At 69.8% G+C, this 17668-nt stretch carries 18 protein-coding genes; 16 read left to right on the top strand and 2 right to left on the bottom strand.

Annotated elements, in window-relative coordinates:
* Positions 1 to 4: 4 nt before the first annotated feature.
* Positions 5 to 913: a non-homologous end-joining DNA ligase gene (gene ligD / locus FE811_RS09070; RefSeq protein ID WP_244294885.1), complete on the bottom strand. Its 909-nt coding sequence runs from the start codon at positions 911 to 913 to the stop codon at positions 5 to 7.
* A 126-nt stretch (positions 914 to 1039) separates the two neighbouring features.
* Between ligD and FE811_RS09065 the strand changes: the two genes are divergently transcribed.
* The 12 genes from FE811_RS09065 to FE811_RS09010 all read left to right on the top strand — a co-directional run bounded on the left by FE811_RS09065 (position 1040) and on the right by FE811_RS09010 (position 12721).
* Positions 1040 to 2470 (top strand): alkaline phosphatase D family protein, encoded by a 1431-nt coding sequence (locus FE811_RS09065; RefSeq protein ID WP_116220752.1) that lies wholly within the window; start codon positions 1040 to 1042, stop codon positions 2468 to 2470.
* A 94-nt stretch (positions 2471 to 2564) separates the two neighbouring features.
* Positions 2565 to 3266 carry a 7-cyano-7-deazaguanine synthase QueC gene (gene queC / locus FE811_RS09060; RefSeq protein ID WP_072463688.1) on the top strand — a complete coding sequence of 234 codons (702 nt, stop codon included), beginning with the start codon at positions 2565 to 2567 and terminating at the stop codon, positions 3264 to 3266.
* Entirely contained in the window at positions 3266 to 3619 is a 354-nt protein-coding gene (locus FE811_RS09055; RefSeq protein ID WP_116220753.1) for a 6-pyruvoyl tetrahydropterin synthase family protein, read from the top strand. Before queC ends, FE811_RS09055 begins: the two co-directional genes overlap by 1 nt.
* A complete protein-coding gene (queE, locus tag FE811_RS09050; protein ID WP_116220754.1) occupies positions 3616 to 4323 on the top strand; it encodes a 7-carboxy-7-deazaguanine synthase QueE in 708 nt (235 codons plus the stop codon). Before FE811_RS09055 ends, queE begins: the two co-directional genes overlap by 4 nt.
* 17 nt (positions 4324 to 4340) lie before the next feature.
* Positions 4341 to 4805 (top strand): preQ(1) synthase, encoded by a 465-nt coding sequence (queF, locus tag FE811_RS09045; RefSeq protein ID WP_072463691.1) that lies wholly within the window; start codon positions 4341 to 4343, stop codon positions 4803 to 4805.
* Between the two features lie 146 nt (positions 4806 to 4951).
* Positions 4952 to 6259 carry a sugar ABC transporter substrate-binding protein gene (locus FE811_RS09040; protein ID WP_036757743.1) on the top strand — a complete coding sequence of 436 codons (1308 nt, stop codon included), beginning with the start codon at positions 4952 to 4954 and terminating at the stop codon, positions 6257 to 6259.
* Between the two features lie 99 nt (positions 6260 to 6358).
* A complete protein-coding gene (locus tag FE811_RS09035; protein ID WP_036757744.1) occupies positions 6359 to 7228 on the top strand; it encodes a carbohydrate ABC transporter permease in 870 nt (289 codons plus the stop codon).
* 5 nt (positions 7229 to 7233) lie between these two features.
* The gene (locus tag FE811_RS09030; RefSeq protein ID WP_036757746.1) at positions 7234 to 8064 is read left to right on the top strand and encodes a carbohydrate ABC transporter permease; all 831 of its coding nucleotides are present in this window, start codon (positions 7234 to 7236) and stop codon (positions 8062 to 8064) included.
* Positions 8065 to 8074: 10 nt separating this feature from the next.
* The gene (locus FE811_RS09025; protein ID WP_036757748.1) at positions 8075 to 9073 is read left to right on the top strand and encodes an ABC transporter ATP-binding protein; all 999 of its coding nucleotides are present in this window, start codon (positions 8075 to 8077) and stop codon (positions 9071 to 9073) included.
* A 65-nt stretch (positions 9074 to 9138) separates the two neighbouring features.
* Positions 9139 to 10602 carry a mannitol dehydrogenase family protein gene (locus FE811_RS09020; protein WP_116220755.1) on the top strand — a complete coding sequence of 488 codons (1464 nt, stop codon included), beginning with the start codon at positions 9139 to 9141 and terminating at the stop codon, positions 10600 to 10602.
* 4 nt (positions 10603 to 10606) lie between these two features.
* Entirely contained in the window at positions 10607 to 11263 is a 657-nt protein-coding gene (locus FE811_RS09015; protein WP_116220756.1) for an HAD-IA family hydrolase, read from the top strand.
* Between the two features lie 15 nt (positions 11264 to 11278).
* Complete coding sequence (locus FE811_RS09010) at positions 11279 to 12721, top strand: FGGY-family carbohydrate kinase (protein WP_116220757.1); 1443 nt, start codon at positions 11279 to 11281, stop codon at positions 12719 to 12721.
* Positions 12722 to 12724: 3 nt separating this feature from the next.
* Here FE811_RS09010 and FE811_RS09005 read toward each other — a convergent pair whose 3' ends face one another.
* Positions 12725 to 13657 carry a sugar-binding transcriptional regulator gene (locus FE811_RS09005; RefSeq protein WP_114535884.1) on the bottom strand — a complete coding sequence of 311 codons (933 nt, stop codon included), beginning with the start codon at positions 13655 to 13657 and terminating at the stop codon, positions 12725 to 12727.
* A gap of 311 nt (positions 13658 to 13968) precedes the next feature.
* Here FE811_RS09005 and FE811_RS09000 point away from each other — a divergent pair, with 311 nt between their 5' ends.
* The 4 genes from FE811_RS09000 (at position 13969) to FE811_RS08985 (ending at position 17668) form a co-directional block, all read left to right on the top strand.
* A complete protein-coding gene (locus FE811_RS09000) occupies positions 13969 to 16191 on the top strand; it encodes a TonB-dependent receptor (protein ID WP_116220758.1) in 2223 nt (740 codons plus the stop codon).
* Positions 16192 to 16334: 143 nt separating this feature from the next.
* The gene (locus tag FE811_RS08995; protein ID WP_114535901.1) at positions 16335 to 16742 is read left to right on the top strand and encodes an Rrf2 family transcriptional regulator; all 408 of its coding nucleotides are present in this window, start codon (positions 16335 to 16337) and stop codon (positions 16740 to 16742) included.
* Positions 16743 to 16745: 3 nt separating this feature from the next.
* Complete coding sequence (locus FE811_RS08990) at positions 16746 to 17366, top strand: hypothetical protein (protein WP_116220759.1); 621 nt, start codon at positions 16746 to 16748, stop codon at positions 17364 to 17366.
* Positions 17363 to 17668 carry a DUF1971 domain-containing protein gene (locus FE811_RS08985; protein ID WP_036757758.1) on the top strand — a complete coding sequence of 102 codons (306 nt, stop codon included), beginning with the start codon at positions 17363 to 17365 and terminating at the stop codon, positions 17666 to 17668. The genes FE811_RS08990 and FE811_RS08985 overlap by 4 nt, the downstream gene beginning before the upstream one ends.

The following is a 17668-nucleotide window of genomic DNA, read 5'->3' as shown; positions in this document are numbered from 1 at the left end:
GGGCTCAGCCGGCCCCGGCCAGCGCCTTGTCCAGCGCGGCGAAGATCGGCCGGGTCAGGCCTTGCGGCTTGCGCGTCACGCCGGCCCAGCCGCGTTCCTGCGCCGCCTGGGTGTCGAAGGCGCGGGCGGTGGTGATCCCGGCCAGCTCGTCCCAGCCGACCGGCGCCGCCACCGGGGCGCCCGGCCGCGCCCGCACCGAAAACGGCGCCACCGCCGTCGAGCCGCACTCGTTGCGCAGCCAGTCGATGAAGATCCGGCCCTTGCGGCTGGCCTTGGCCAGTTCCACCGTATAGCGGTCGGGTTCGTCCTGCGCGCAAAGCGCGGCGAAGCCGCGGGCGAAGCGCTTGAGATCGCCCCAGCCGATGCTGCGGCGCAGGGGCACCACCAGATGCACCCCCTTGCCGCCGGTCAGCATCGCCCAAGGGTCAAGGCCCAGGTCCAGCAGCCGGCCGCGCAGCGACAGGGCGGCGCTGCGCACGGCGTCGAAGCCCAGCCCCTCGTCGGGGTCGAGGTCGAAGACCAGCCGGTCGGGCCGCTCCAGCCGGTCGCGGCGGGCGGGCCAGATGTGGAACTCGACCGTGCCCATCTGCACCGCGGCGACCAGCCCGGCCGCGTCGGCGACATAGGCATAGGCCGCATCCTCGCCGTCGCTTTCGGTGATCTGCATCTGCCGGATCGCCTTGGGAAAGCCCTTGCCGGGGTGCTTCTGGAAGAACCGCTCGCCCGCCATCCCGTCGGGCAGGCGCAGAAGCGACAGCGGGCGGTCCGCGGCCTCTTCCAGCATCAGCGGCGCGATCCGCTGGTAATAGCGCGCCAGCCCCGCCTTGGTCAGCCCGGCCTTGCCCGGCCCGGCATCGTCAAAGATCACCCGCTCGGGATGCGAGATGGTCACGCCTTCGATCCGCTCGGTCATCGCCGGCTCCTGCGCTGCCTTTCGGGACCAACGCCGGCACCGGGGCCGCGGTTCGCCGCCGGTCCGGTTTGCGCTTGGCCGCGCCGCACCTATATCCCTCGCTGCAATGCGAAAGGGACAGGTTGAATGATGGACGAGGCGCAGCAACCCGGCCGGGCGGGGCCGATCCTGCATTTCCGCGGCATGGCGGGGCAGGGCATCCGGCTGGCGGCCATCGTCATCCGGCCGAAGGACGAGCCCGCGCCGCCGCCGATCCGCCTGTCCGGCAGCGAAATACCGCCGCGCCGCATCGCCGAGATCGCCGGCATCGCCGCCTGGCGCCACGATTTCACCCTGACCCCGGCGGATCGCGGCTATGAGTTCGAGGGCCGTTTTCACGCGGTCGCGACCGATCTGTCGGGCGACCTGCGCCTGGCCTTCGTCTCTTGCAACGGCGAGGAGAACGGCGATCTGGACCGCGACGGCGCCGAGCGCAACCTGATGTGGACGCGGCTGGCGCACGACCATGCCCAGGCGCCCTTTGCGTTGCTGTTGCAGGGCGGGGACCAGATCTATGCCGACGAGGCGACGCAGGGCCATCCGCTGAGCCAGGACTGGCCCGACAAGGTGCCGCAGGTGGAGGATCCCGCCCAGCTTGCCGATCTGGCCGCGCATCTGCGCCGCCGCTTCGTCGCCCGCTATCTGCATGTGCTGCAGGCGCCGGGCTATGCCGCGATGGCGGCGCAGGTGCCGGCGTTGTCGGTCTGGGACGACCATGACATCTGCGACGGCTGGGGCTCGCTGCCCGAGAAGCGCAGCCGCTCGGCCGTGGGCCAGACCCTGTTCGCCGTCGCGCGCGAAACCTATCTGCTGTTCCAGCACGGCGCGGTCGAAAGCGACATTCCCGAGCTGTTCCTGGATGCCTCGGGCGCGAGCCTCAGCTGGAAGCGCGAGCTGCCCGGCCTGACCATCGCCGCGCCCGACCTGCGCTCGGAACGCCACCGCCATCGCATCATGGGGCCCGCCGGCTGGCAGGCGGTCGAGGCGCTGGCGCCGCAGGGCGAGCAGGTGTTCCTGGTCTCCAGCGTGCCGCTGCTGGGTCCCCGCCTGTCGCTGCTGGAGCGGGTGATGATGGCCATGCCGCGCATGCAGCATTACGAGGACGACCTGCGCGACCAGTGGCAAAGCCGCGCGCATCGCGCCGAATGGCGGCGGATGCTGGGCGAGGTGCTGAAATGGCGCACCCGTGCCCATGTCACCGCGCTGTCGGGCGAGATCCATCTGGCGACCCGCGCCGTCATGGGGCCGGAGGCGCAGCGGGTGCATCAGCTGGTCGCCTCGGGCATCTCGCATCGCGCGCCGCCGCAGGCCTATGCCCGCGCGCTGGGGCTGTTCGCGGGGCTGGGCGAGGCGCCCTTGCCCCGCCATCCGATCCGCATCCACCCGCTCCCCGGCCAGCGCCACCGCTATGTGGCGGAACGGAACTACCTGACCCTGGCCCGCCAGGACGGGCGCTGGCAGGCGGTCTGGCACCTGGAGGACAGCGGCGAGACCCCGGCGCTGGATCTGTCCGACTGACCCCGGCGGGCGGTTGCGCCGCCCGCCAAAGCCCGCTATGTCGGGCGCCCATACCGGTCGCAGCCTACCCGGTCATCAAAACAAGGGTCACATCATGAAGACGACAGTTGTCTGCTCGGGCGGACTCGATTCCGTGTCGCTGGCGCATATGGTCGCGGCGCAAGGGAGCCTGACGCGCCTGATCTCCTTCGACTACGGCCAGCGCCACCGCAAGGAGCTGGATTTTGCCGCCGCCGCCGCCCGGCGGCTGGGCGTGCCGCATCACGTCATCGACATGCGCGGGGTGGGGGCGGTGCTGACCGGCTCGGCCCTGACTGGCGGGGCCGAGGTGCCGGACGGGCATTATGCCGAGGAAACCATGCGCATCACCGTGGTCCCGAACCGCAACGCCATCATGCTGACCATCGCCTTCGGCATGGCGGCGGCGATGGGCGACGAGGCGGTGGCGACCGCCGTGCATGGCGGCGATCATTTCATCTATCCCGACTGCCGCCCCGCCTTCACCGAGGCGTTCCAGCACATGCAGGACGCCGCGCTCGACGGCTATGCGCAGTTGCGGCTGCTGACCCCCTTCGTGCATCGGACCAAGGCCGACATCGTGGCCGAGGGCGCGCGCCACGGCACGCCCTTTGCCGAAACCTGGTCCTGCTACAAGGGCGGGGCGGTCCATTGCGGGCGCTGCGGCACCTGCGTCGAGCGGCGCGAGGCCTTCCACCTGGCCGGCATCCCCGACCCGACCGCCTATGAGGATGCGGATTTCTGGCGGCAGGCCATTGCGGAACGGGGGCGGGCCTGATGTTCCGCATCGCGAAGGAGTTCCATTTCTCGGCCTCGCACCAGCTTGCGCATCTGCCGCCGGACCACCAATGCGCCCGGCTGCACGGGCACAATTATGTCGTGGTGGTCGAGCTGGCCGCCGCGGAACTGAACGCCGACGGTTTCGTGCGCGACTATCACGAGCTTGTGCCGCTGAAGCATTACATCGACACGCATTTCGACCATCGCCACCTGAACGAGGTGCTGGACGGCCCCTCGACCGCCGAGAACATGGCGCGGCATTTCCATGACTGGTGCAAGGCGCGCTGGCCCGAGACGGTGGCGGTCCGGGTCTCGGAAACGCCCAAGACCTGGGCCGAGTATCGGCCATGACGCTGCGCATCGCGGAAATCTTCGGCCCGACCATCCAGGGCGAGGGCGCGCTGATCGGCGAGCCCACGGTCTTCGTCCGGGCGGGGGGCTGCGATTATCGTTGCGTCTGGTGCGACAGCCCGCACGCGGTGGAGAGCCGCCACCGCCACGAATGGCGGCCGATGAGCGCCGAGGCGGTCTGGGCCGAGGTGCGGCGCCTGTCCGGCGACCAGCCGCTGACCGTCTCGCTGTCCGGCGGCAATCCGGCTATCCAGGACTTCGCCCCGCTGATCGCGCTGGGGCGGGCGGCCGGCTATCGCTTTGCCTGCGAAACGCAGGGCTCGGTCGCGCAGCCCTGGTTCGCGGATCTCGCCATGCTGGTGCTGTCGCCGAAACCGCCGTCAAGCGGGCAGGTGGTCGATTGGGACGCCTTGGACCGCTGTGTGCAGGCGGGCGAGGGCGCGGGGCAGCGGGTGCTGAAGATCGTGATCTTCGACCAGGCCGACCTGGACTGGGCGCACGAGGCCGCCGCCCGCCATCCCGACCTGCCGCTTTACCTGCAACCCGGCAACCCCGAGACCGACCCCGCCCTGCCGGTCGATCCGCAGGCCCTGGCCGACCGGCTGCTGTGGCTGGTCGAGAACACGGTCGGCCGCGGCTGGCTGAAACCGCGCATCCTGCCGCAGCTGCATGTCCTGATCTGGGGCAACCGGCGCGGCGTCTGACATCCCGGAGGGAAACCATGACCGAGACGATCTACAGCGGCCTCAAGCAATTGGGCGGCGCCACCCGGCTGCCCGAAAGCCCCGACCAGGCCGAGCTGGAGCGGGTGCAGAACCCGCAGGCCGACGTGGCCTATAACGTGCGCTTCACCGCGCCCGAGTTCACCTCGCTCTGCCCGATGACGGGGCAGCCGGATTTCGCGCATCTGGTTATCGACTATGTGCCGGGCGACTGGCTGGTCGAATCGAAATCGCTGAAGCTTTACCTTGGAAGCTTCCGTAATCACGGCGCTTTCCACGAGGATTGCACCGTCTCGATCGGCCGGCGGCTGGCCGGGTTCCTCAAGCCGCGCTGGCTGCGCATCGGCGGCTACTGGTATCCGCGCGGCGGCATGCCCATCGACGTGTTCTGGCAGACCGGCCCCATGCCCGAGGCGGTCTGGATCCCCGACCAAGGCGTGCCGCCCTATCGCGGCCGCGGCTGAACCCCACCCATCCCTGCAAGAAACTATCGGTCGGCGCGGTCCCGGAGTATCGGGCCGCGCCGATTTCGCTTGACAGCCCGGCTGCGAGTATGTGAGCATTTGCCCATCGCATTAGCAAATGCTGATCCGCAGGGGAGGACAATCGAATGAGCATGATGCTGCGCGGCCTGATGGGGGCCTGCGCCATGACGGCGCTGGCGGTGCCTGCAGTGGCCGAGACGCTGACCATCGCCACCGTGAACAATGGCGACATGATCCGCATGCAGAAGATGACCAAGCCGTTCACCGATGCGAACCCGGACATCCAGCTGGAATGGGTGACGCTGGAAGAGAACGTGCTGCGCCAGCGCGTCACCACCGACATCGCCACCAAGGGCGGGCAATACGACATCGTGACCGTCGGCAATTACGAGGTGCCGATCTGGGCCAAGCAGGGCTGGCTGCTCGCGCTCGAGGACATGGGCGAGGATTACGACGCCGCCGACATCCTGCCCCCCATCGCCGAGGGGTTGTCGCTGGACGGCAAGCTTTACGCCGCGCCCTTCTATGGCGAATCCGCGATGATCATGTATCGCACCGACCTGATGGAAAAGGCCGGGCTGGAAATGCCCGAGCGCCCGACCTGGGACTTCGTCTTCGACGCGGCGCGCAAGATGACCGACAAATCGGCCGAGGTCTATGGCATCTGCCTGCGCGGCAAGGCCGGCTGGGGCGAGAACATGGCCTTCCTGACCTCGATGGGCGCCAGCTACGGCGCGCCCTGGTTCGACATGGAATGGAAGCCGCAATTCTCGGGCGAGGCCTGGAAGAAGGCGCTGACCGATTACGTCGCCGTCATGAACGAGGCCGGCCCGCCCGGCGCCTCGTCGAACGGCTTCAACGAGAACCTGGCGCTGTTCCAGACCGGCAAATGCGGCATGTGGATCGACGCCACCGTGGCCGCCAGCTTCGTGTCGAACCCCAAGGACTCGACCGTTGCCGACAAGGTGGGCTATGCGCTGGCCCCCGAGGGCGAGAAGCCGCAGATGTGGCTCTGGGCCTGGACGCTGGCGGTTCCGTCCTCGACCGACGCGCCGGATGCCGCGAAGAAATTCGTCGCCTGGGCAACCTCCAAGGCTTACACCGAGCAGGTCGCGGCGGAAGAGGGCTGGGCGAACGTCCCGCCCGGCACCCGGACTTCGCTTTACGAGAACCCCGCCTATCTTGAGGCCGCGCCCTTTGCCAAGCCGACGCTGGACAGCATCATGTCGGCCGACCTGAAGAACCCGACCACCGTCGAGGTGCCCTATATCGGCACGCAATGGGTGGGCATCCCCGAGTTCCAGGCGCTTGGCACCGCGGTCGGCCAGCAATTCTCGGCCGCCCTGGCCGGGCAGGCCAGCGTCGACCAGGCGTTGCAGATGGCCCAGCAGATCGCCGAGCGCGAGATGGCCAAGGCCGGCTATCCCAAGTGACGCCCGGCCCGGCCTGACGGCCGCGAAACGGCGCAGGGGGCGGCAAGCCCGGCCCCTGCCGCAATCCGAACCCTCATCGCTCGCGTGGGAGGCGCGCCGATGGCTACCCGACATCAGAAAACACTCGCGCGCCTGATGGTCGCGCCCTCGGTCCTGCTGCTGCTGGGCTGGATGATCGTGCCGCTGGCCATGACGCTGTGGTTCAGCTTCCAGAGCTACAACCTGCTCTCGCCCGGCATGGAACAGTTCATCGGCTGGACCAACTACAAGTATTTCCTGTCCGATCCCGCTTTCTGGACGGCGATGCAGAACACGCTGCTGCTGGTCGGGGGCGTGCTGGTCATCACCGTCGGCGGCGGCATCCTGCTGGCCTTGCTGCTGGACCAGCCGATGTTCGGGCAGGGCGTGGTGCGCATCCTGGTGATCGCGCCCTTCTTCATCATGCCGACCGTCTCGGCGCTGGTGTGGAAGAACATGTTCATGAACCCGGTCAACGGGCTTTTCGCCTGGCTCGCCAAGGCGGTGGGGGCGCAGCCCATCGACTTTCTGGCACAGTATCCGCTGCTGTCGATCATCCTGATCGTCGCCTGGCAATGGCTGCCCTTTGCCACGCTGATCCTGCTGACCGCGCTGCAATCCTTGGACAGCGAGCAGATGGAGGCGGCCGAGATGGACGGCGCCGGCACCTGGGCCAAGTTCACCCACCTGATCCTGCCGCACCTGTCGCGCGCCATCACCGTGGTGATCCTGATCGAGACCATCTTCCTGCTTTCGGTCTTTGCCGAGATCCTGGTCACGACCAACGGCGGCCCCGGCTACCAGTCCACCAACCTGACCTATCTGGTCTATAGCCAGGCGCTGCTGCAATTCGACGTGGGCGGCGCATCCGCCGGGGGCATCATTGCCGTCATCCTTGCCAATATCGTCGCGATCTTCCTGATGCGGATGATCGGCAAGACGCTGGAGTAAGAACCATGGCCCGCAAAGTCACGAATAGCCGCCGCTGGACCTTCACCATCCTGGCCTGGGGCGTGGCGCTGCTGATCTTCTTCCCGATCCTGTGGACGATCCTGACCAGCTTCAAGTCCGAGGCCGATGCCATCGCCAGCCCGCCCAAGTTCCTGTTCTTCGACTGGACGACCGAAAACTATGCCGAGGTGCAGTCCCGCTCGCCCTATTTCCGGCATTTCATGAACTCGGTCATCATCTCGGTCGGCTCGACGCTCTTGGGCCTGCTGATCGCCATTCCGGCCGCCTGGTCGATGGCCTTCCAGCCGGCCAAGCGGACCAAGGATCTGCTGATGTGGATGCTGTCGACCAAGATGATGCCGGCCGCGGGCGTGCTGATCCCGATGTATCTGCTGTTCCGGTCCTGGGGCCTTCTGGATACGCGGCTGGGCATCACCGTCGTGCTGATGCTCATCAACCTGCCGATCATCACCTGGATGCTCTATACCTATTTCCGCGAGATCCCGTCCGAGATCCTCGAGGCGGCGCGGATGGACGGCGCCAGCCTGATGAAGGAGATCCTGCATGTGCTGACGCCGATGGCGGTCCCCGGCATCGCCTCGACCCTGCTGCTGAACGTCATCCTGGCCTGGAACGAGGCGTTCTGGACGCTGAACCTGACCACCTCCAGGGCGGCGCCGCTGACGACCTTCATCGCCAGCTATTCCAGCCCCGAGGGGCTCTTTTACGCGAAACTTTCGGCGGCCTCGACCATGGCCATCGCCCCGATCCTGATCCTCGGCTGGTTCAGCCAGAAGCAACTCGTGCGCGGCCTGACCTTCGGCGCGGTGAAATAAGGAGGAAACCATGGGTAGCATCACGCTTCAACAGGTCCGCAAGAGCTTTGGCGATGTCGAGGTCATTCCGGGCGTCGATCTGGAAATCAACGACGGCGAGTTCGTCGTCTTCGTCGGCCCCTCGGGCTGCGGCAAGTCCACGCTGCTGCGGCTGATCGCCGGGCTCGAGGACGTGACCTCGGGCCAGATCATGATCGACGGGCGGGACGTGACCCATGCGCCGCCCTCGCAGCGCAAGCTGGCGATGGTGTTCCAGTCCTATGCGCTTTACCCGCATATGTCGGTCAGGAAGAACATCGCCTTTCCGCTGAAGATGGCCGGCATGGCGGCGGCCGAGCAGGAGCGGCGCGTCCAGCACGCGGCCGGTATCCTGAACCTGACCGATTACCTGGACCGCCGTCCCGGCCAGCTGTCGGGCGGCCAGCGCCAGCGCGTCGCCATCGGCCGGGCCATCGTGCGCGAGCCCTCGGCCTTCCTCTTCGACGAGCCCTTGTCGAACCTCGACGCGGCGCTGCGGGTGAACATGCGGGTCGAGATTTCCGAGCTGCACAAGAAGCTGGCGACGACCATGGTCTATGTCACCCACGACCAGGTCGAGGCGATGACCATGGCCGACAAGATCGTCGTCCTGCGCGCCGGCCGGGTCGAGCAGGTGGGCAGCCCGCTGGAGCTTTACCGCAAGCCCGCCAACCGCTTCGTCGCGGGCTTCATCGGCAGCCCGAACATGAACTTCATCGAGGGCGAGGCCGCGGCGCGCCTGGGCGCCCATGCCATCGGCGTGCGCCCCGAGCATTTTGCCATGTCCACCACCGACGGCGCCTTTGCCGGCACGGTGGGCGTGGCCGAGCATCTGGGCTCGGACACCTTCCTGCATGTCGAACTGGACGGCGGCACCCCCATCGTCGCGCGGGCGGCGGGCGAGTTCCCGGTGGACCACGGCGACCGCATCTGGCTGACCCCGCAGGAAGGCCGGGTCTATCGCTTCGATCAGCAGGGGCTGGCGCTTTGACGGCAGCCCCGTCGGGGTCGCCGCCGCGGCCCCATCCTCACAGATCAGAACCGGGATGAATTCGGATGGACAGGCTTTCCAACCAGACCCTTGACCGCCTCGGCCAGCCGGTGCCGGGCTATGACCGCGCCGCCCTGCGCCCCGGCATCCTGCATTTCGGCGTCGGCAATTTCTTCCGTGCCCACCAGGCCGCCTATCTGGACCGGCTGATGAACATGGGGCTGGCGCAGGACTTCGCCATCATCGGCGCCGGCGTCATGCCGGGCGATGCGCGGATGCGCGACACGCTGGCCGCGCAGGATTACCTCTATACGCTGGTCGAGCAATCGGCCTCCCGCTCGGACGCGCGGGTGCTGGGGCCGATCGTGGACTATATCGCGCCCGGCGACCATGGGCGGGTGATCGCCGCGCTGGCCGATCCGGCGATCCGCATCGTGGCGCTGACCATTACCGAGGGCGGCTATTTCATCGACGCCGCCACCGGGCATTTCGACAGGGCGCATCCCGCCATCGCCGCCGATGCGGCCAATCCCGACGCGCCGCAGACCGTCTTCGGCCTGATCGTCGCGGGGCTCAGGGCGCGCCGCGCGGCGGGGCACGCGCCCTTCACCGTCATGTGCTGCGACAACATCCCGCATAACGGCAACGTCACCTGCGAGGCGGTCGTGGAAACCGCGCGGCTGTCGGACCCGGAACTGGCGGGGTGGATCGCCGCGACCGTGGCCTTTCCGAACGCCATGGTGGACCGCATCACCCCGGCCACCAGCGACCGCGAACGCCGCATGGTGCGCGAGGATTTCGGCATCCAGGACGAGGCCCCGGTCTTTTGCGAGGATTTCATCCAATGGGTGCTGGAGGACAACTTCCCCGCCGGCCGGCCGCCGCTTGAGAAAGCCGGCGTCGAGTTCGTCGCCGACGTGACGCCATGGGAACTGATGAAGATCCGCATCCTGAACGGCGGCCATGCGGTGATCGCCTATCCGGCCGGGCTTCTGGACATCCATTTCGTGCACGAGGCGATGGAGGACGCGCAGGTCCGCGCCTTCCTGGAAAAGATCGAGGCGGACGAGATCATCCCCGCCGTGCCGCCGGTGCCCGGCACCGACCTGCAAGCCTATTTCGCCAAGGTGGCCGAGCGCTGCGCCAATCCCAAGATCGGCGACACGGTGCGCCGGCTGTGCCTGGACGGCTCGAACCGGCAGCCCAAGTTCATCGTGCCGACCATCGCGCATCGGCTTGAGCGCGGGTTGCCCGTGGATGGGCTGGCGCTGGAATCGGCGCTCTGGTGCCGCTATTGCGCCGGCACCAGCGACAGTGGCGCCGTGATCGAGCCGAACGATCCGAACTGGGACCGGCTGGTGCAGGTGGCGCAGGCGGCCCGGACCGACCCCTCGGCCTGGCTCGACATGGCCGAGATCTATGGCGAGACCGGCCGCGATCCGCGCCTGGCCGAACCCTTTGCCCGCTGGCTCGCCATGCTGTGGGACAAGGGCACGCGCGCGACGCTCGACGCCTATCTCAAGGGCTGAGGGCTTGGCGCGCGGGCTGATCTTCGACTGCGACGGGGTGCTGGTCGATTCCGAGCCCCTGGCCGCGGCCGAGATCGAGGCGCTGCTGCAAGGGCTGGGCGCGCCGATCACCCGCGCCCGCATCTATGACGAGTTCCTGGGCCGTTCCTTTTCGACCATCGTCGAGGCGGCGCGGGACCAGGGCGTGGACCTGGGCCCGGCGCTGCCCGGCTATGCCGAGGCCCTGGCGCTGCGTTTTCGCCGCGAATTGCGCCCGGTGCCCGGCATGGCCGAGGCGCTGGCGCAACTCTCGGGGCCGCGCGCCGTGGCCTCGTCCAGCGCGCCCGAGCGGCTGCAGCTGTCGCTGTCGCTGACCGGGCTTGCGCCGCTGTTCGGGCCGCATGTCTATTCCGCGACGCAGGTGGCGCGCGGCAAGCCCGAGCCCGACCTGTTCCTGTTCGCCGCCCGGCACCTGGGCATCGCCCCGGCCGATTGCGTGGTGATCGAGGACAGCCCGGCCGGGCTGCGCGCCGCCCGCGCGGCGGGGATGCGGGTGATCGGCTTTCTGGGCGGCAGCCATGCCGCCCCCGCGCGCCTGGCCGAAAAGCTGGCGGCGCTGGCCCCCGATGCGCTGATTGACCAGGCGCGGGATTTGCCCAAGACTTTGGCCGGTCTGGGCTAGGGAAGGGGAATCGGCGTGCTGATCGGGGCCGTGGATGTGGGCTCGGCCCGCGCGCGAGCGGGGCTTTTCACCCCCAACGGCCGGCTGGTCGCCCGCGCAAGCCGCGGCTTCGCCACCCTTCCGGGGCCCGACCGGCAAGCCATGCACGATTTCGCCGAGATCTGGCGGGCCGTGGCCGAGGCCCTTGCCGAGGCGCGGCGGCAGGCCGGCGCCAGCCCGGCGCAGGTCGGCGCGCTGGCCTTTGACGCCACCTGCTCGCTGGTGGTCGAGGCGCCGGGCTTTGCCCCCGACGTGATCGCCTGGCACGACCACCGCGCCGTGGCCGAGGCGGCCGAACTGAGCCGCATCCCGCATGAGATCGTCGCGCGGGCCGGCGGCTCGGTCTCGCCCGAGATGCAGACGCCGAAGCTGATGTGGCTTCGCCGCCACAGGCCCGAGGTCTGGGCGGCGCTGACGGGCGTGCGCGACCTTTGCGACCACCTGGCCTTTCGCGCCACCGGCATCGAGGCGCGTTCGCTTTGCGCCGCGGCGGCAAAATGGCCCTGGCTGCCCGACCGCGGCGGCTGGCAGCAGGACTTGCTGGACCGGGCCGGGATCGCCGATTTCCCGCGCCCCGGCCCGGTGCTGCCGCCCGGCACGCGCATCGGCCCGCTGTCGCCGCAAGGCGCGGCCGAGCTGGGGCTGGAGCCCGAGACGCTGGTCGCCGCCGGGCTGATCGACGCCTTTGCCGGCGCGCTCGGCGCGGCACCGGAGATGCCGGCGCTGATCGCCGGCACCTCGAATTGCGTCATGGCGACGGGGCTCGCGCCGCGCGCGGCGCTGTGGGGGCCCTATCCGGGCGCGATCCTGCCCGGCGAAAGCGTCAGCGAGGGCGGCCAGTCCGCCACCGGCGCGCTGCTGGAGCGGGTGCGCGGGCTTTACCCGCAGCCTGCGGGCCATGACGACATCCTGGCCCGGATCGCCGCCGATCCCGAGCCCGAGCCGGACCTGCATGTCCTGCCCGACATCAAGGGCAGCCGCACGCCCTTTGCCGATCCGCTGCTGCGCGGCGCGATCCACGGCCTGACGCTGGAGCGCAGCCCGCAGGCGCTGGACGCACTGTATTGGCGCGCGGCGGTGGGCATCGCCTTGGGGACGCGGCAGGTCATCGCCCATATGGGGCTGGCGCCCGCCGCGCTGGCCATGGCCGGGGGGCAGGCGCGCTCGGCCCTGCTGCGCCAGCTCTATGCCGATGCCATCGGGGCCGAGATCCACTGGCAGCCCGAGGATGCGGTGCTGCGCGGCACCGCCATCGCCGCCGCAGCGCCGCTTCTGGGCGGCATCCGCGCGGCGCGGGCACGCTTCGCCCGCCCGGTCGAGATCACCCGCCCCGAGCCCGCCGCCCGCGCCCGGCGCGAGCGGGACTGGCGCATCTTCCTGCGCATGCAGCAGCAGCGCGCCGAGATCGCGGCGATGTAGGGGTCAATCGGCCAGCAGCGCCGCCCCGGTCTCGGCATCGGTGATCAGCCCGCTGACCAGCCCGCCGCGCAGCGCGCCGCGGATCGCCGGCACCTTTTCGACACCATGGGCGGCGCCGATGACCAGCGTCGTCTCGCGCGGGGGGATCGGGGCCGAGGCCACGCGGTCGTTGCTGAGCCCAGGCACCAGCGCGCCCTGCGCGTCATAGGCCCAGCCGGTGATCTCGCCCACCGCGCCGGCCGCGACCAGCGCGTCCAGGTCGGGCTGCGACAGGAACCCGTCCAGCATCAGCGGCGCGCGCGCGCCCACCGTGCCGATGCCGACAAAGGCCACCGCGGCCTCGGCCGACATGCGGATCAGCCGCTCGATGCTGGGCTGGCCGTTGACCGCCTGCCGCTCGCGCACGCTGGGGGCGATGACCGGCAAGGGCAGGGGAAAGCTGCGCGCTGTCACCAGGTCCGAAAGCGTGAACAGCACGTTGTAATAGGCGGTCGAGCCGTCGGGCGCGATATTGCCGGTCAGCGAGACGATGCGGTGCTGCGGGCAGTCGATGTGCGGCAATTGCGCGATGGCGCTGCGCAGGGTGCGGCCGGTGCCGATGGCCATGGTCATCGGCTCGGGGCGGCGCAGCCATTGCTCGATCGCATCGGCCAGCATCAGCGCCACCCCGGCCTCGGGGGCGTCCGAAGGGGCGATCTGGCAGAACGCCAGCGCGTATTTGCGCTGCAATCCGGCGGCAATATCCATGCAATGCGCAAAGGGATGGTCGATGCGGATCTTGACGATGCCCTCGGCCATGGCCTGCGCCACCAGGCGCTGCGCGGTCTGGCGCGAGATGCCCATGATCCCCGCGATCTCGTCCTGGGTCTTGCCCGCGACATAGGAAAGCCACGCCGCCTTGGCCGCCTGTTCCAGTTTCCGGCCCTGGTTCGACATGGATGGGGCTTTTCCGTCTTTCGCGCTGGTTCGGGTCGCTTTTGCGGTTCCTGTGTAGCGTGCCTGCGGCCCGGCTGTCCAGCGCACCCCGCGCGGGCCGGGGCTGCGGCAAAAGCGCCCCGGATAAAATATGACCTTCACATTCATGTTTGATCGGCCTATGCAGGCGGGGTCATCCCGGCGCGCCCGCAGCCCATGCCCGCCGCCGCTATGCCGCATCGCAAGCCCTGTGCCAGCCGTCTCATTGCCACCCTCGCGCCGCGCATTGCCGTGGGCGCTGTCCCCTGCGGGAAGATCAAGGACGTGCCGACATGGACGCTGACGACAAGACGAAACGCTTTGCGCGAATGATCCCCGCCCTGACTGGGCTGGCGGCGGCCGGGCTGTCCTTGCAGGCCGGGGCCGCCCTGGCGCAATCGGCCGCGCCCGGCGCGGTGATCGTGCTGGACGAGATCGAGATCCGCGCCGACACCACCGCGCGGCGCTTCGAGGCGACGCCCGGCGCGGTCACGCTGATCGACCGCAGCGAGGCCATGGGCGAGGCGGCGCCGACGCTGGCCGACTCGCTTTCCGAGGTGCCGGGCGTGGTCGTGCAGGAATTCTTCGGCGGCAACGACCAGCCGCGCATCCAGATCCGCGGCTCGGGCCTGCAGCAGAACCCGGCCGAGCGCGGCTTGCTGATCCTTCAGGACGGGATGCCGGTGAACCGCGCCGACGGCTCCTATGTCGTGGGCCTTGCCGCGCCGGGCCAGGCCGAGAGCATCGAGGTGTTTCGCGGCGCCGCGGCCAACCGCATCGGCGCCAACGTGCTGGGCGGCGCGATCAACTTCGCCTCGCCCTCGGGGGCGACGGCGCCGGGGGTGCGGCTCAGCTTCGGCGGCGGTAGCTTCGGGCGGGGCGAGGTCGCGGGCAGCTATGGCATCGACGGCGAGCGGGCCGATGTGCTGCTGCGCTTCGAACATGCGCAGAAGGACGGCTATCGCGACTACAACGGCTCGCGCCGCAGCGCCATCGGCGGCAACGTCACCCTGCAGACCGGCGAGGCGGTGACGCGGCTGTTCTTCAGCCATACCGACCTGGAATTCGACGTGGCCGGGCCGCTGACCTGGGACGCGATCCAGAACGATCCCGAAAGCAACCATGCCGGCCCGGTGATCGTCGGAGGCAATGCGGTCGGTCCGGGACCGAACGTGCTGCGCGACCAGCCGCGGCGCGACACCCGCCAGACCCTGGCAGGCGCGCGCACGACGCTGGAGCGCGGCGAGAACATCTATGACTTCGGCCTGAGCCTGTCGCGGACCGACGACAGCTTCGCCTTTCCGATCTCGGCCGGGTTCCGCGACACCGAGGGCAGCGACGCCACGCTGACCGCGCGCTACAGCCGGCTGGGCGAGGGGGAATTGCCGCTGTTCGAGACCGGGCTGACCTGGTCCTTCGGCAAGGCCGACCGCGACTATGACCACAACCTGGGCGGCGCGCGCGGCCCGGCCTTCGGCCGCAACCGCCTGACGGCCGATACGCTGTCCATCTTTGCCGGGGCGAACCTGCCATGGGGCGGCTTCACCCTGTCGCCCTCGATCGCCTTCAACCATGCCAGCCGCGAAAGCGAGGATCGCTGGACTGCCGCGACCCGGCCGACCGTGGCCTACAGCCCGATGAACCCCGGCATGCGCCTGCCCGATGGTGCTGTGCCGGCGACCTCGACCAGCTACGACCGCAGCTATAGCGGCTTCACCCCGGCGCTGGCCCTGTCCTGGGCCCCGGCCGAGGGGCAGTTCGCCTGGATCTCGCTGGCGCGCGGCTTCGAGCCGCCGACCCATGACGACCTGCTGGGCACGGTGGGCGGCACGCCCAACAGCGGGCCGGGCCGGCCGAACCCCGCCGATCCCGCCGCGCCTGCGGCCATGTTCGCCACGCCCGATCTGGAGGCGCAGACCTCGACCACGCTGGAGCTGGGCTGGCGCGGGACATGGCAGCGCCTGTCCTGGGATGCGACCGTCTATCACGCGCGGCTGAAGAACGAGCTGCTGTCGCTGCGCGACGTGACCGGCGCCACGCTCGCCTCGGTCAATGCCGGGCGGACGCGGCACAGCGGGATCGAGCTTGGCCTGTCGGGCGAGCTGACGGAAACGCTGTCGGGGCGGCTGGCCTGGACCTGGCAGGATTTCCGCTTCGACGACGATCCCTTGCGCGGCGACAACCGCATCGCCGGCGCGCCGCGCAACGTCGTCACGCTGGCGCTGGACTGGCGCCCGGTCGAGCGGCTGACGCTGCACGGCAAGCTGCATTGGGTGCCGGGCAGGACGCCGGTGGACAACATGAACACGGTCTTCAACGATTCCTATGCGCTGGTGGACCTGGGCGCCGAATATGCGCTGACCGAGAATGCCGCGGTCCATGTCGAGGTCACGAACCTGACCGATGAGCGCTATGCCGCCTCGACCCTGGTGCTGGACCAGGCGGTGGCGGGGCAGGCGGCCTTCATCCCCGGCGAGGGGCGGGCCTTCTACCTGGGCACGCGGCTGCGGTTCTGATGATGGCGGTCGCCGCTTTCGCCCCGTCGCCGCCCGCCCCGCGGATCTGGCCCCAGGCCGGGCCGCGCCGGGCCCTGGCGCGTGCCATTGACCGCCTGGCGCGGGCCGTGCTTTTGTGCGGGCGGATCGAGGAAGCCCCCTGCATGCGACTGACCAGCTTTTCGGATTACGCCCTGCGCCTGCTGATCTATGCGGCGCGGCATCCCGACCGGCTGGTCACGATCGAAGAGGCGGCCGCTGCCTATGACATCTCGCGCAGCCACCTGACCAAGGTGGCGAACGTGCTGACGCGGGCGGGGTTCCTGAACTCGGTCCGCGGCCGCTCGGGCGGGCTGGAGCTGGGGCGCGACCCCGCCGCGCTGCCCCTGGGCGAGGTGCTGCGCGTGACCGAGCCGGACATGGCCGCCGCCGAATGCTTCGGCCCCGAAGAGATCCGCGACCCGAACCGCCCCGGCGCGCTGGACGCGGCGATCCGCGACGCGCTGGCCGCCTTCCTGCAAGTGATGGACCACCGCACGCTGGCCGACCTGCTGGCCGAGGAACAGGAGTGAGCCATGGTTTTTCCCGCCTTCTTCGCTGATGCGCCGGCGATCCGGCTCCGCGATCCCCTGGCGGGCTTCCTGGGCTCGGCCGAGGACGGGGTGATGACCTATCGCTATGCTGACGCCGTGCGGCTTTGCGGCCATTCCTGCCCGGTGGTGGCCGGGGCCTGGCTGATGGCGCTGGCCGGGCTGGAATGGCTTTACGGCGACGACCTGCCCGAACGCGGCGGCATCGAGGTCCACATGCGCGACGGCGTCGGGCAGGGCACGACCGGGGTCGTCGCCTCGGTCGCGACGCTGCTGACCGGCGCGGCGGCCGAGGGCGGCTTTCACGGCATCGGCGCGGGGCACCTGTTCGCGCGCCGCGGGCTCTTGCGCTTCGAGGCGCCGATCGACGGGGTGATGGCGCTGCGCCGGCGCGACAATGGCGCCGGCGTGGTCGTCGACATCGACACCGGCCATGTGCCCCACGATCCCGCCATGGCCGAGCTGATGCCGCGTGCGGTCGCGGGGCGGGCCGAGCCGGCCGAGCTGGCCCGTTTCGCGGCGCTGTTCCAGGACCGGGTGCGACGGATGCTGGCGGCGGCCGACGATCCCAAGCTGGTCCATCTCTACGATTGGCCCGCGGCATGAGCCTGCCGGCCTGGCCCGACGACGCCGCGCCCTATCGGCGCACGCCGGAGTTCACCGAGGCCAGCGTGCCCAAGGGCCTCTTGCGCGCCCATGCGACCCGGCCCGGCACCTGGGCGCGGCTGCATGTGCTTGAGGGCGGGCTGGTCTTTCGCGACCTGGTCGACGGGGCCGAACTGCTCTTGGGACCGGGCATCCATCCGCTGATCCACCCCGAGCGGCTGCACGAGGTCGCGGCTGCGGGTCCGGTGCGGTTTTTCATCGAGTTCTGCGCCCGGCCGGGGGATTTCGCGGCGCCGGCCTGA

Origin of the sequence: Paracoccus sp. FO-3 (assembly GCF_006386455.1) — a bacterium.
Taxonomy (GTDB): Bacteria; Pseudomonadota; Alphaproteobacteria; order Rhodobacterales; family Rhodobacteraceae; genus Paracoccus; species Paracoccus versutus.
Note: the sequence above shows the minus strand (reverse complement) of the source record. Positions and strands in the feature narration are given on the sequence as shown.

Coding starts and splice junctions, on each gene's coding strand:
- FE811_RS09025 (WP_036757748.1), top strand. CDS start 8,075: ATGGGTAGCATCACGCTTCAACAGGTCCGCAAGAGCTTTGGCGATGTC.
- queC (WP_072463688.1), top strand. CDS start 2,565: ATGAAGACGACAGTTGTCTGCTCGGGCGGACTCGATTCCGTGTCGCTG.
- FE811_RS08990 (WP_116220759.1), top strand. CDS start 16,746: ATGGTTTTTCCCGCCTTCTTCGCTGATGCGCCGGCGATCCGGCTCCGC.
- FE811_RS09020 (WP_116220755.1), top strand. CDS start 9,139: ATGGACAGGCTTTCCAACCAGACCCTTGACCGCCTCGGCCAGCCGGTG.
- FE811_RS09030 (WP_036757746.1), top strand. CDS start 7,234: ATGGCCCGCAAAGTCACGAATAGCCGCCGCTGGACCTTCACCATCCTG.
- FE811_RS09040 (WP_036757743.1), top strand. CDS start 4,952: ATGAGCATGATGCTGCGCGGCCTGATGGGGGCCTGCGCCATGACGGCG.
- FE811_RS09005 (WP_114535884.1), bottom strand. CDS start 13,657: ATGTCGAACCAGGGCCGGAAACTGGAACAGGCGGCCAAGGCGGCGTGG.
- FE811_RS09000 (WP_116220758.1), top strand. CDS start 13,969: ATGGACGCTGACGACAAGACGAAACGCTTTGCGCGAATGATCCCCGCC.
- FE811_RS09065 (WP_116220752.1), top strand. CDS start 1,040: ATGATGGACGAGGCGCAGCAACCCGGCCGGGCGGGGCCGATCCTGCAT.
- FE811_RS09035 (WP_036757744.1), top strand. CDS start 6,359: ATGGCTACCCGACATCAGAAAACACTCGCGCGCCTGATGGTCGCGCCC.
- ligD (WP_244294885.1), bottom strand. CDS start 913: ATGACCGAGCGGATCGAAGGCGTGACCATCTCGCATCCCGAGCGGGTG.
- FE811_RS09055 (WP_116220753.1), top strand. CDS start 3,266: ATGTTCCGCATCGCGAAGGAGTTCCATTTCTCGGCCTCGCACCAGCTT.
- queF (WP_072463691.1), top strand. CDS start 4,341: ATGACCGAGACGATCTACAGCGGCCTCAAGCAATTGGGCGGCGCCACC.
- queE (WP_116220754.1), top strand. CDS start 3,616: ATGACGCTGCGCATCGCGGAAATCTTCGGCCCGACCATCCAGGGCGAG.
- FE811_RS08985 (WP_036757758.1), top strand. CDS start 17,363: ATGAGCCTGCCGGCCTGGCCCGACGACGCCGCGCCCTATCGGCGCACG.
- FE811_RS08995 (WP_114535901.1), top strand. CDS start 16,335: ATGCGACTGACCAGCTTTTCGGATTACGCCCTGCGCCTGCTGATCTAT.